Here is a 13,238-nt window from a genome sequence, read left to right on the forward strand (position 1 = left end):
TCTGAAATAAAGAAGATAAAAATGGGTAAGTGAAAATGGGTAAGAGAAAACTAGGCTCTGATCCTTTCCAAATAATCCATATTATACTTCATACTTTCTATAGGATTCTTTGCATACTCTTCCTGCTCGATAAAAAGATATTTTAAGCCCGATTCTCCCTGATGCTGCAGGATCTTTGCAATATCCAATCCCCCTTTACCAAATTCTGTACTTTCTTTTTTCTGAAGGTTCATATCTTTTAAATGCCATAATGGGAAACGTCCCGGGTATTTAGAAAAATAATGGAAAGGGTCTTGTCCGCTGGCAATCACCCATCCAAGATCCAGTTCCATGTAAACAAATTTTGGATCTGTATTATCCATCAGCACATCATAAAGAATTTGTCCGTCTACTTTGTCGAACTCATAATCATGATTATGATATCCAAATTTCAGGTTAAGTTTCCGGCATTCTTCACCATTCTTGTTAAATATATCGGCTGTTCTTTTGTAATTATCAAGTGTTTGTCCAGAGCTTGGCATACTAGAACAGATCAGATATTCCTGGCCTGATTCTGCAGCTTCCTCCATGGTTTGCTGCCACTTAGCATCTACCCCGACGTGTCCGCTGCGTAAAGTCATTCCAAGATCTTTACAGGCTTGTTTCATTTCCTTTGCGGTGAGACCGTAATAATTGCCTTTGGCGCTTCTGGCAGATTCTATCTGCTTAATTCCCAGGTCGGCAAGTTTTTTTAAGGTACCGTGCGCATCCGCAAGCATTTCGGCGCGTACAGTATATAATTGTATACCCGGGTTTTTAATCTTTATCCTTGCTGAAACTAATGATGGCAATATCATTGAGCCAAGAGCTACGGTCCCAACTGTTTTTAAAAAATGACGGCGTGTTTTCATGCGTGTTTTATATGGGCTTTAATTTAGGAATTTGGGAGGAGATATGGAAACTTTTTGTTGTGTTGGTGCGATTAAGTGTGGGTGGGCAGGCTTAGGCAATCTCATTTCAGAGAATCATGAATGTAAGTAGAATACTCCTTTTCTTATTTGCTTAAATCTTTTATAAATTAACGTGAGTTCGATATAAAATAATAGAGATTTAATAAGAAAGTAGTGGATAATTTAGTATATTTAAGTGCTTGGTATTTAAATAGTTAACTAAAAAATAGCTATACTTTCAACAGATAAAATTACCGAAATTTTTGTTTCAGTCGATGACTTTTGTAAACATTTTGAGACTTTTCTAGCTAAGAAGCTCATCGGCAAAGCCAAATTAAGGAATAAACCTACCAACCTTTGTATGTCGAGGGCATGACCATCCAGATCGCTTTTCACCATTCAGGCTTCCGCACGTTTAAAGACTTTTATCTGGGCTACGTATGTAAGCATCTCAGGAGCTTTTTCCCCAATACCGTCAGTTATAACCGGATGGTCGAACTTGTTTCGGGTAGCATGTTGCACTTATTTGCTTACCTGAAAAGCTTTGGATTGGGTGATTGTACCGGGATAGTTTTGTAGATTCAACCCCTCTTAGAGTATGTCACAATAAGCGGATCCATCACACAAGACCTTTAGAAATATTGCTCAGAGAAGGCAATGGGATTAATCAGGCGATATATCAGGGATATTTATGACAATGAGAAAAAAACTCTTCCGATTGAAAATTTAAAATTTTCAGGAATGGTGATCTTCAGGTTTCGTAATATAAAAGATTACCGGAGGGTTAAGTAGATTCTGCTTCAGCCTGATTTTCTGGATAAGATCAGATATGGCCTTTTTAAAAATGGAGCCTATCCTGATTATCAGGGTAATTTGTTTAATTGAAAAGTCGCACAAGGCATGCAACCTCCTTTCTATGGCTTTTGTTTCAATTTTAATTTAGCCAAGGCAGATTTTTTACAAGATAGGAATTATACTGGCAGGTATAGAACGCTACGGGCTGCTGTTTCGTCTTTGATCAGTTGTTTTCTGAGTTCTTCGAGCGAATTGAACTTCTGGTCATCGCGCAGATATTCAAGGAATCTAACTCGTATGATTTGTCCGTAAATTTCTTTATCGAAATCAAAGATGTTTACTTCAATGTTACGGCTCATGCCATTAATTGTTGGTCTGTGGCCAATATAAGCCATGCCGGTAGCATGTTCATTTTTCATGCTATCATCCATAAATTCCAGCCTTACGGCATAAATTCCATCTGAAGGGATCAATTTATAGTTCTCTTCAATAAATAAATTTGCTGTAGGGAAACCGAGTTTTCTGCCTATCTGATCGCCTTTGATCACTTTTCCTGTTAGCTGAAAAGGATAGCCGAGAAAGTCCTGTGCAGTTCTTACATCTCCGCTAAGGATCGCATTCCTGATTTTGGTCGAACTGACGGCAACATCATTGATATCCTGTTCAGGGATTTCTTCAACCTCAAATCCGAAATCTGAGGCATAATGCTGAAGTTCCTCAAGCCCGCCTTTACGATCTTTACCAAAGCGATGGTCATATCCGATGACGATCTGTTTGGTTCCGATTTTTTTGACAAGTATTTCGTTGATATACTCCTCCGGACTGAGATTCGAAAAATCACGGGTAAATGGCGTAATGATCAGGTGATCAATCCCAAGTTCAGCAAGTCTTTCTGCTTTCTCATTAAGGGTGCTGATCAGTTTGATATTCTGATCGTCGGGATGAAGTATCATCCGGGGATGAGGGAAAAATGTAAGAATAACAGTCTCCCCGCTATTTTGTGCCGCAACCTCCTGCAAACGGCTGATGATCTTCTGATGGCCAATATGTACGCCGTCAAAAGTGCCAATAGTTACAACGGCATTTTTGATCGGTCTGAACTCATCAATATGGTTATAGATCTTCATTATTTCTGAGAGCGTACAAATTTAATTATTTATTATCAATCAGCTTTCCCTGCTCTTTGAGCTTACGGATGTGATTAACAAGCTCCATAACCTCAAAAGCATTTTTTACTTCAAAATTGCCACTTTTTGTCCGGCGCAGCGCACTCAGGTGTGCAGCATTGTCCAGAGATTTTCCAAAGTCATGTACAAGTGAACGGATATAGGTTCCCTTGCTGCAAACTACTCTGAAATCTATTTCCGGAAGTTCTATTCTCGTAATTTCAAATTCAGAGATACTTACCTTTCTGGTTTTTAATTCTACTTCTTCACCTCTGCGGGCTTTCATGTAAAGTCGTTCTCCGTCTACTTTTACTGCAGAATGTGCTGGCGGATACTGATCCAGATCTCCGAGAAAATTCAGTGTGTTTGCTCTGATCTTTTCTTCAGTTATATGGCTGATGTCAAAGCGTTCATTGATTTCTGTTTCCAGATCGTAAGAGGGAGTTCCTGCCCCCAGAACCATAGTTCCGGTGTACTCTTTCTGCTGTGCCTGGTATTCGTCGATTTTCTTGGTCATTTTTCCGGTGCAGATGATCAGAAGTCCGGTGGCCAATGGGTCAAGAGTGCCGGCATGCCCGACTTTTAATTTAAGGGGTTTAAAGGAGTTACGGATTTTTCCTACCACATCAAAACTCGTCCATTTATAGGGCTTGTTGATAAGCAGAAGTTCGCCTTCGGCAAAATTGAACTCCGGAAATTCTTTTTCTGTTTTTTCGTTCATCAGATCACGTGAAGGTCGTATCCGGCAGCAAGCAGCACTAAAATAATGCCACCTACAATGATGCGGTACCATCCGAATATTCTGAAACCTCTGGTTTGCAGAAAGGTGATAAAGTAACGGATAGCGAGCATAGCCACTATAAATGCAGCAATATTGCCAATAATCAGCAAACGTGTCTCATCAGCACTGATCACATAACCATCTTTATAAAAATCATATAACTTCTTAGCTGTAGCCCCAAACATAGTTGGAACAGCAAGGAAAAATGAAAATTCAGCGGCCGCTTTACGGCTCAGTTTCTGAGACATACCTCCAACAATGGTTGAAGCAGACCGGGATGTTCCCGGAATCATGGAAAGACACTGGAATAGCCCGATTTTGAAAGCAGTATTATAACTTATCTCATCAGTATTGTCAATGTTGCCTTCCCTGAACCATTTGTCAACAAAAAGCAGAATAATACCTCCGATAAGCAGAGCAATAGCAACACCAAGAGGGCTTTCAAGCAATTGGTCGATCTTATCACTCAGAAGTAATCCGAAAAAGACTGCAGGTATAAAAGCAATCAGTAATTTGAAGTAAAAATCAAGCGACTGGAAAAATCGTTTGAAATAAAGAACAATTACAGAAAGAATTGCCCCCAGTTGAATTGCAACGGTAAATAGTTTAACGAAGTTGTCTGACTGGATTCCCATCAGGGATGAGCCTATGATCATGTGCCCGGTAGAAGAGACCGGCAAAAACTCAGTAAGGCCCTCAATAATAGCCAGAAAAATAGCCTGAAAAGTATTCATTACTTATTGCCGGCAGGCTTCTTTAGAATTGCATAAAAGCCTATGCCAAAGCCTGCAAGGACAACAAGCGGAGCAAGCACGATCTTACGTGAACTGTAAATGTCTGTTTCGCCGGTCATTAGTACAAAGCCGATAATTACAACTGCGATACTAAGGATCATCATAGTATAATTGCTTTTTTCGAACACAAATGCCTGTTCTTCTTTTTCTTCCTTAATAGGAGTGTTTTTTTGTGCCATTATTTATAGAGGTCGTAAATTTTTAAACGAAGAAACTTGCTAACAGCAAAATAAGTGCTTAGTCCGGATATCAGAATTCCGATACCGATAACTGAAATAAATACAATACTGAACTCAGTCCAGTTACGAAGAATAATCATTTCAGGAACCTGTTGCTGTGCAAAGTATAATGTGATGAGCAATAGTATTACGGCTATTAATCCGCCTAAAAGCCCGTGCAGAATACCATAAGTTAAAAATGGTTTACGGATAAAATTCTGCGTTGCACCCACAAGCTGCATACTTTTAATCAGGAATCTCTGTGAGTAAATAGCAAGGCGTATTGTATTATTGATTAGTGCAACAGCGATAATCAACAGGATAGAAGCAAAGGCCAGTATCACAAGCCCTATCCCTCTTATATTCTGATTCACCATATCAATCAGTGATTTCTGATAAATTACTTCTTTAACCAGAGTGTTTTGGCTCAACTGTGAAGTAAAGGTTTGAATACTTTCGTTATTTGCATAATCTGCTTTCATGTACACATCAATTGATGAAAGCAGAGGGTTGTATCCAAGAAAATCTACAAAATCCTCTCCAAGATCTTTGGTCAGGTTTCTGGCTGCCAGTTCTTTACTTACGTATTGGGTTTTTAATACATAGGGATTGGAATCCAGTTGCTTCTGCAGGGCGGTGATATCCACTTCCTTGGCTCCTTCATTTACAATAATGTTCAGAACAATATTTTCTTTGACATATTTTGAAAGGTTTTTAGCATGAACCAGAATGAGTCCTAAAAGACCTGTCATCAATAGAACCAGTGCAATGCTGATTACAGTTGAAACGTAAACGGTCTTGGTTTTACCTGCGGATGTACTTCTTTCAAATTCTTCCATGAGCAATTTATGTGTTGCGAAAATAAAGATTTCAGTCTGTAAAGGTAAAAATTATATGTACCTATATGCTCTGAATTCAAGTTAAACTTTGTTAAAAATAAGAGATATGTCTGATATTGATAAATAAAGGATAGTCAGGTTTTAGCTTATGCTTCAATAAAATCGCAGATTTTAGTATTTTCGCAGCTTATCAGATTTTAAGATGGACTATCAATTCAGGGATATAGAGCAGAGGTGGCAGAAATTTTGGGCAGATAATCAGACGTTTAAAGTAGAGAACAATTCTGAAAAGCCTAAATATTATGTTTTGGATATGTTTCCTTACCCTTCAGGGGCAGGCTTGCATGTCGGTCATCCGCTCGGATATATAGCTTCCGATATTTTTTCACGTTACAAGCGTCTCAAAGGATTTAATGTGCTGCACCCAATGGGATACGATTCATTTGGATTGCCGGCAGAACAATATGCAATTCAAACCGGTCAGCATCCGGCAATTACTACCGAGGCCAATATCAATCGCTACCGCGAGCAACTGGATAATTTAGGTTTTTCGTTTGACTGGAGTCGTGAAGTACGTACCAGTGATCCATCCTATTATAAGTGGACTCAGTGGATATTCATGATGCTTTTCAATTCTTGGTATAACCTTGAAAGTGACAAAGCTGAGAGTATTGAGGTACTGGTGAAAAAGTTTGAAAGCAATGGCTCGGAAGGAATTAAGGCTGTAAGTGATGATGATGTGGCCGTTTTTACAGCCGATGAGTGGAAGAATAAATCAGATGCAGAGAAGCAGAACGAATTGCTGAAATACCGTCTGACTTATCTGCGTGAGAGTACTGTGAACTGGTGCCCGGCCCTGGGAACTGTTCTGGCCAATGATGAAGTGAAGGACGGATATTCAGAGCGTGGCGGACATCCGGTAGAGCAGAAGAAAATGATGCAGTGGAGTATGCGAATTACAGCCTATGCTGATCGGATGCTTCAGGGATTAGACTCGATCGACTGGCCCGAGCCTTTGAAAGAAATGCAAAGAAACTGGATCGGTAAAAGTGTTGGGGCTTTGGTTAAATTTAGCCTCACCCCCACACCCTCTCCGAAGGAGAGGGGAGAACCGGGCGGAGAACAACCGGGTTATATGACGGCTGATCCTGCTATTTGGGATATTCTGAAAGAGCACTCAAGGCAGCATCGCAAAGATTCAACTCAGGCCGAAGATATCCTGTGGCAGCATCTCAGAAATAGTAAAACCGGTTATAAGATCAGGCGTCAGCATGCTATTGGGACATATATAGCAGACTTTATCTGTTTAAAAAAAGGCCTGATAATTGAAGTGGATGGGGGCTATCATACCGAAATTAAAGATCAGGATGAATTAAGATCCGAAGCCTTGAATAATCTCGGTTTTGAAGTAATCCGATTTTCTAATGAACAAGTTGTTTCTGATCCAACAGGAGTTAGCGGAAAAATTAAAGAAAAGTTAAATACACTACCTGACCGGATTTTAGGCGATTCAGACTCCCTCTCTCTTGGAGAGGGGCGGGGTGAGGCTTATATAGAAGTTTTTACCACTCGTGTTGATACCATTTATGGTACAACTTTCCTTGTTCTTGCCCCGGAGCATGAACTGGTTGAAGGTTTAACTACTCCTGATCGCAAAGAGGAAATTCAGAATTATATCGATCAGACCAGGAAAAAGTCGGAGCTCGACAGAATGGCTGATACAAAAACAGTTTCAGGAGCCTTTACCGGAAGTTATGCCAAACATCCGATAAGCGGGGAGCCTGTACCTGTATGGATTGCAGATTATGTACTGGCAGGATATGGAACGGGTGCGGTTATGGCTGTTCCATCGGGAGATCAGCGCGACTGGCTTTTTGCAACTAAATTCGGCTTGCCAATCGTAGCTATTTCAGATGCTCAGGTTAATCTTGACCAGGAAGCTGATCCAACTAAAGAAGGTAAATACATTAATTCAGGCATTGTAAACGGACTTACGTATAAAGAAGCTACCGGGGTGCTGATTGCAAAACTCGAGGAGCTCGGCGCCGGTAAAGCGAAAGTGAATTATCGTTTGCGGGATGCTATTTTTGGTCGTCAGAGATATTGGGGTGAACCGGTTCCGGTTTATTTCAAAGACGGACTTCCTTATCTGATTTCAATAGAAGACCTTCCATTGCTTTTACCCGAAGTAGATAAATATCTGCCTACAGAAAGTGGTGAACCGCCTTTGGGAAGAGCAGAAAACTGGAAATACAAGGGCGAACTGGAGTATGAGCTAAGCACCATGCCCGGATGGGCAGGTTCAAGCTGGTACTGGTACCGTTATATGGCTTCTCCTGAAGACAGGAAGCAGGATGTTTTTGCTCCGGCAGATGCTATTGCCTACTGGAAAGATGTGGATCTGTATATTGGTGGGTCAGAGCATGCTACAGGACATTTGCTGTATAGTCGTTTCTGGAATAAGTTCCTGAAGGATCTTGGATATGTGGTGGAAGAAGAGCCATTTAAGAAGTTGATCAATCAGGGGATGATTCAGGGAAGGTCGAATTTTGTTTACAGAATTATCGATGAAAGCGGACGCGGAACCAATAAGTTCGTTTCCCATGGACTGAAGTCTCAGTATACTACCTCTGCAATCCATGTGGATGTGAATATTGTGTATAATGAGATTCTGGATCTTGAGAAGTTCAAAGCTTTCAGGCCTGAGTTTGCTGAGGCTGAATTTATCCTTGAAGGAGGTAAATACATTTGCGGTGTTGAGGTTGAGAAGATGTCGAAATCTAAATTCAATGTTGTAAACCCGGATGACCTCATCGAACGTTACGGAGCAGATACCCTAAGAATGTACGAGATGTTCCTTGGTCCGCTGGAGCAAAGCAAACCATGGAATACCAATGGAATTGAAGGTGTATTCAAATTCCTTCGTAAGTTCTGGAAACTTTTCCACGATGATGAGTTTAACTTCAGGGTGTCAGATGAAGAGCCTTCAAAAGCAGAATACAAAGCATTACACAAGATTATCCGTAAAGTTGAAGAAGATATTGAACGTTTTTCATTCAATACTTCGGTATCAAGTTTCATGATCTGTGTAAATGAACTGACTGACCTGAAATGTAATAAGAAACAAATACTGGAACAGCTTGTGCAGGTTCTTGCCCCATACGCTCCGCATATTACAGAAGAGCTCTGGACATTACTCGGAAATCCTGCAGGTTCATTATCAGCATCTTCTTATCCGAAATTTAATCCTGAATACCTTGTAGAGAATGAATTCTCCTATCCGGTTTCAGTGAATGGAAAGACCAGAATGAATCTTAGTATTTCGCTAACACTGACTCAGCCGGAAGTAGAAGAGATTGTTCTGGCTAATGAAGATCTAAGAAAATATCTTGAGGGTAAGAGTCCGAAAAAGATCATTTTCGTTAAGGGTAAAATAATCAATGTGGTAATTTAAGTTTTTTAAATATGGGAAGGCTGGCAATTTTGTCGGCCTTTTTTTGTTTAAGTCTGTAATTGTTCTGCCTGTCATTCAGTCTGATAGGAACCTGTTTTACTTTCAGCTAACAATTCACGACGCTTTTACTGTAACATTCGCTGTACTTTCGCGACTAATTCGAAAACCAATTTCATGAAACGTATTTTATTGCTTTTAACTTTATTTTCCGGAATTTCTTTGGCCTCGGCACAAGGTATTGGAGGAGCGGCTGCTTCATCAGTAACAGGAAGAATTTCCGGGGTCATTTTAGATTCTTTAACTAAATCTCCAATTGATTATGCAACCATTTCACTAAGTCGTGCAGGTATAGCCAAAACCACTAACGGATCAGTATCTGATGAAAAGGGCGTATTTAAGATAGATAATATTGCCGCAGGAACATATCGTATTACCATCGCTTTTCTTGGATATCAGACTAAAATCCTGGATTCAATCAAAACAACCTTGCAAAAGCCCGACTTAAACCTGGGCCGTATTTATCTGTCGCCAAATAAGCAAATGCTGAATGAAGTAATTGTAACCGGAACAACTCCTGTTGTTGAGAATAAGATTGATAAACTGGTTTACAATGCAGAGCAGGATGTGGCTATTGCCGGAGGTAATGCAACTGATGTATTGCGTAAGGTACCATTGCTTTCAGTCGACTTTGAAGGTAATGTTTCACTTCGCGGAAGTCAGAATGTAAGGGTGCTGATTAATGGAAAGCCTTCGGGAGCTATGGCCAGTAATATGGCAGATGCATTAAAGGCAATCCCGGCAGATCAGATCAAGAATGTGGAAGTAATCACATCGCCTTCCGCAAAATATGATGCAGAAGGTACTTCAGGGATTATAAATATTATTACCAAAAAGAATAATCTGGCAGGTGTTAGCGGTTCTGTAAACGGGGGTGTCGGAACACGTCAGAATAGCGGGAACGTTAATTTAAATGCCAAAACCGGCCGTTTAGCAGTAACAGCAAACGGAGGCGGTTTTTATTCTTGGCCTCAAACCAGCACCATATCATTTAAAAGAAGCAGTAATGATGGCACGCAGGTAATCAGTCAGATTGGTCAGAGTAAGACCGATCGCCTTGCTGCAAATGGATCAATAGGAGCTGACTATGATTTCAACAGCTTTAATTCCATTAGTACAAATGTGCGTCTGAATGGTTTTAATACCGGTGCAGACGGGAGTAATTCCAATCAGAATTTATTAAATGGTTCGGCAGTTAATTTTACACGTTTGAGTGATAATTCGATGCACATGAACGGAGTGGATTGGAGCAGTGATTTTCTTCATAAGTTTAAAAAGAAAGATCAGCAGATATCTATCGCTTATCAGCTTACCAATGGAAAACAGAGAAATTCTTACATAACTGATATTTCAAATACGGTGCTTGATGAGTACGGTAATAACGATGCTGATAATACTGAAAATACGGTTCAGATAGATTATACTCATCCATTCAAAAAAGTAACACTCGAAACAGGTATCAAGGGAATTCTCAGGGATGTTGTCAGCGATAACCGTACACGAAACTTCAATTCTCTGACCAGTATTTATTCTCCGATCAGCTCCCGGACTTATGTTTATGATTATAATCAGGACGTTTATTCTGCTTATGCTACCTTCGGCTTTACTTTAGCCAAGAAGTTTGGCATCAGGGCAGGAGCAAGGTATGAGGGAACAGAGATCAATGGAGATGCCAGATCAGCAGGAGCAGCCGCTTCACCATTCAGCAGCAGTTATAATAATCTGGTTCCTAGCTTTGTAGTATCACGAACCTTTAAAAACTTTTCTACAGTGAAGTTAAGCTATAATCAGCGCTTACAAAGACCAAGTTTGTTCTACCTTAATCCTTTCCTTAACAGTGCTGATGTTTACAATCAGTCGCAGGGTAACCCAACACTGAGACCTGAACTTTCACATAATATTGAGTTTAACTATTCAATGTTTGTGAAGACCTCAGTATTGAACACATCGGTTTATTATCGCCGTACGAATGATATCATCGAGAGCTTTGTAATGCCGGTTTCAATAACAGATCCCTCAAGCGGGAATATGGCTACAGGTTCCAGAACAACCTTCAGAAATGTTGGTAGTAATAATTCAGTAGGCTTTAATTTCTTCGGACAGATTAATCCGGTTAAACCGCTAACCTTAAGAGGTAACTTCAATATGTTTACCTATGATATCAATGCAAACAACGGATTAACTGTCACCAATACAAATACACAGTTGATTTACAATGCGTTCCTGAGTGGTTCATACGCATTTCCAAAGGGTTTGACTTTTGAAACTTTCCTCATTACCAATTCTCCCAGACGTACTTCACAGGGTAAAAATCCATCTTTCAATATGTGGAACTTAGGATTGAAGAAAGAGGTGATGAAGAAGAAAGGTAGTATCGGACTGACCATAATTGATCCATTCAATGAGAGTAAGAATTTCCGTTCGAGTATTGTGGGGGCTGATTTCACTCAGAGCAGCAATTTCTCTGTTCCTTTCCGTTCGTTCGGAACAAGCTTCAGTTACCGTTTTGGAAAACTGTCAATGCAGGCACCAAGGAAAAAGCGAGGTGTTACTAATGATGACCTGAAACAGGGTGAGCAGAATAATGGCAATCAGTAAAATCTGAAATTTCAATACAAAAGCCTGGCAATTACAGCCGGGCTTTTTTAATATTTGTACATTTGCCGAAATTCTGATCAATGCCTGAACAAAGAATAATATCGCTTCTTCCTGCCGCTACCGAGATCGTTTGTGCATTAGGCATGGAGCATCAGTTGGTTGGCCGTTCACATGAATGTGATTATCCGGAAAGTGTCAAAGTGCTACCCGTTTGTTCTTCTGCTAAATTCCTGTCAGGATCAGACAGTGCAGCTATTGACAGACAGGTAAAAGAGATCCTCTCTGAAACTCTATCGATTTATACCATTGATAAGGAACTGATCAGAAAGCTTGCTCCTGATGTAATTATTACCCAGGCACAGTGTGAGGTCTGCGCAGTTAGTCTGAGTGATGTTGAACTGGCTCTTAAAGATTTGCTGGATAAGGAGTGCAGGATCATCTCACTTTCTCCGAATAGTCTGGAGGATATATATAATGACATCAGTTACTTAGCAAAGCAGCTTGGGGTAGAAAAAGCAGGGGCTGAATTGCTTGAGCTGGCTGAAGAAAGAACAGATATTATCAGGCATAAGCTCAAATTTATTGTTCAGAAACCGAAAGTAGTTTGTATTGAATGGCTTTCACCATTGATGGTTGCCGGAAACTGGACTCCGGAAATTATTGATATTGCCGGTGGAACTCCCGTTCTGTCTGAAAAAGCCAAACATTCGCCTTATGTTGATTTTCAGTCGATCAGAGAAGAAGATCCTGATATTCTGGTGATTATGCCTTGCGGATTTTCTGTTCAGAGAACTCTGCAGGAGATCAGTCTCCTTTTGGAATTGCCGGGCTGGTCTGATTTAAAGGCTGTTAAAGATCAGCGGGTTTATATTGCTGATGGTAATCAGTATTTTAATCGCTCCGGTCCCCGTATTACTGACAGCATCGAAATTATGGCCGAGATTATAAATCCCAAACAGTTTATTTTTGGATATGAGGGAAATGGCTGGCTATCTTTTAAAGCTTAAAAGGTGATAAAATTCTCAATTTGCTGATTCACAAATTTCAGTGTATCCTCTTTGAAAAGATCTCCGTGTTCATCAAACTCCCTGCTGATAGCCGGTATGTGTATGCGGAGAGGCAATACATGTAAGTTTACATAATGGCAAATGCCGGTAAAGTGTTCAACGCCGCGGATGTTACCGTATTTCCCGGTGGATAGCCCCACAAGCGCTGCTTTCTTACCGAAAAAACTTTCCGGGAAAGTGCAGGCATCGATAAAGGTCTTCAGTACACCGGGAAAGCTTCCATTGTATTCAGGAATAATAAACAGGAATTTACTTGTTGCAGAAACTTTATCCTGAATAATTTTAAATGCATCGCTGCGTTTACCATACAGATCAGTGAAAATCAAATCATGAGGCAAATTACAAAGTGAAAACAACTCAGATTCAAAACCTTTTACTTTTAATTGCCGCCTGTAATATTCAGCGAGCCTCAGTGTATTACTTCCTTCGCGGTTGGTACCTGATATAATTGTTATCATTTTTGTTGATAAGATGTGCAAAACGAATATCGCCTGAAGGCGTAATTAGTTTTAAGTTTGTATCTTTAAAATTATTTGAAAA

Annotated in this window: 10 protein-coding genes; 3 read left to right on the forward strand and 7 right to left on the reverse strand. The window is 40.2% G+C overall.

From position 1 onward, the window contains the following. Positions 1-50: 50 nt before the first annotated feature. The 6 genes from P2W72_RS12270 to P2W72_RS12295 form a co-directional block, all read right to left on the reverse strand. Positions 51-890 carry a sugar phosphate isomerase/epimerase gene (locus P2W72_RS12270; RefSeq protein WP_276362908.1) on the reverse strand — a complete coding sequence of 280 codons (840 nt, stop codon included), beginning with the start codon at positions 888-890 and terminating at the stop codon, positions 51-53. Between the two features lie 1,010 nt (positions 891-1,900). Next, entirely contained in the window at positions 1,901-2,851 is a 951-nt protein-coding gene (locus tag P2W72_RS12275; protein WP_276362910.1) for a bifunctional riboflavin kinase/FAD synthetase, read from the reverse strand. Positions 2,852-2,876: 25 nt separating this feature from the next. Beyond that, a complete protein-coding gene (gene truB, locus P2W72_RS12280; RefSeq protein ID WP_276362912.1) occupies positions 2,877-3,611 on the reverse strand; it encodes a tRNA pseudouridine(55) synthase TruB in 735 nt (244 codons plus the stop codon). Then, positions 3,611-4,405: an undecaprenyl-diphosphate phosphatase gene (locus P2W72_RS12285; protein WP_276362915.1), complete on the reverse strand. Its 795-nt coding sequence runs from the start codon at positions 4,403-4,405 to the stop codon at positions 3,611-3,613. The genes truB and P2W72_RS12285 overlap by 1 nt, the downstream gene beginning before the upstream one ends. Further along, positions 4,405-4,644 carry a DUF3098 domain-containing protein gene (locus tag P2W72_RS12290; RefSeq protein ID WP_276362918.1) on the reverse strand — a complete coding sequence of 80 codons (240 nt, stop codon included), beginning with the start codon at positions 4,642-4,644 and terminating at the stop codon, positions 4,405-4,407. Before P2W72_RS12290 ends, P2W72_RS12285 begins: the two co-directional genes overlap by 1 nt. Beyond that, on the reverse strand, positions 4,644-5,522 hold the full coding sequence (locus P2W72_RS12295; RefSeq protein WP_276362920.1) for a permease-like cell division protein FtsX: 879 nt from the start codon (positions 5,520-5,522) through the stop codon (positions 4,644-4,646). The genes P2W72_RS12290 and P2W72_RS12295 overlap by 1 nt, the downstream gene beginning before the upstream one ends. Positions 5,523-5,724: 202 nt before the next feature. On the opposite strand from P2W72_RS12295, the gene leuS reads away from it, so the two are divergent. The 3 genes from leuS to P2W72_RS12310 all read left to right on the forward strand — a co-directional run bounded on the left by leuS (position 5,725) and on the right by P2W72_RS12310 (position 12,638). Beyond that, complete coding sequence (gene leuS / locus P2W72_RS12300) at positions 5,725-8,976, forward strand: leucine--tRNA ligase (protein WP_276362924.1); 3,252 nt, start codon at positions 5,725-5,727, stop codon at positions 8,974-8,976. A gap of 174 nt (positions 8,977-9,150) precedes the next feature. Continuing rightward, positions 9,151-11,631 carry a TonB-dependent receptor gene (locus tag P2W72_RS12305; protein ID WP_276362926.1) on the forward strand — a complete coding sequence of 827 codons (2,481 nt, stop codon included), beginning with the start codon at positions 9,151-9,153 and terminating at the stop codon, positions 11,629-11,631. Positions 11,632-11,711: 80 nt separating this feature from the next. Next, positions 11,712-12,638, forward strand: a complete 927-nt coding sequence (locus tag P2W72_RS12310; protein ID WP_276362929.1) for a cobalamin-binding protein — start codon at positions 11,712-11,714, stop codon at positions 12,636-12,638. Here the strand turns inward: P2W72_RS12310 and P2W72_RS12315 are convergent. Then, entirely contained in the window at positions 12,635-13,156 is a 522-nt protein-coding gene (locus tag P2W72_RS12315; protein WP_276362933.1) for an NADPH-dependent FMN reductase, read from the reverse strand. The two genes, P2W72_RS12310 and P2W72_RS12315, sit on opposite strands and share 4 nt — an antisense overlap. Between the last annotated feature and the right edge of the window lie 82 nt (positions 13,157-13,238).

The sequence above is a fragment of the Daejeonella sp. H1SJ63 genome (assembly GCF_029360775.1).
Classification (GTDB): domain Bacteria; phylum Bacteroidota; class Bacteroidia; order Sphingobacteriales; family Sphingobacteriaceae; genus Daejeonella.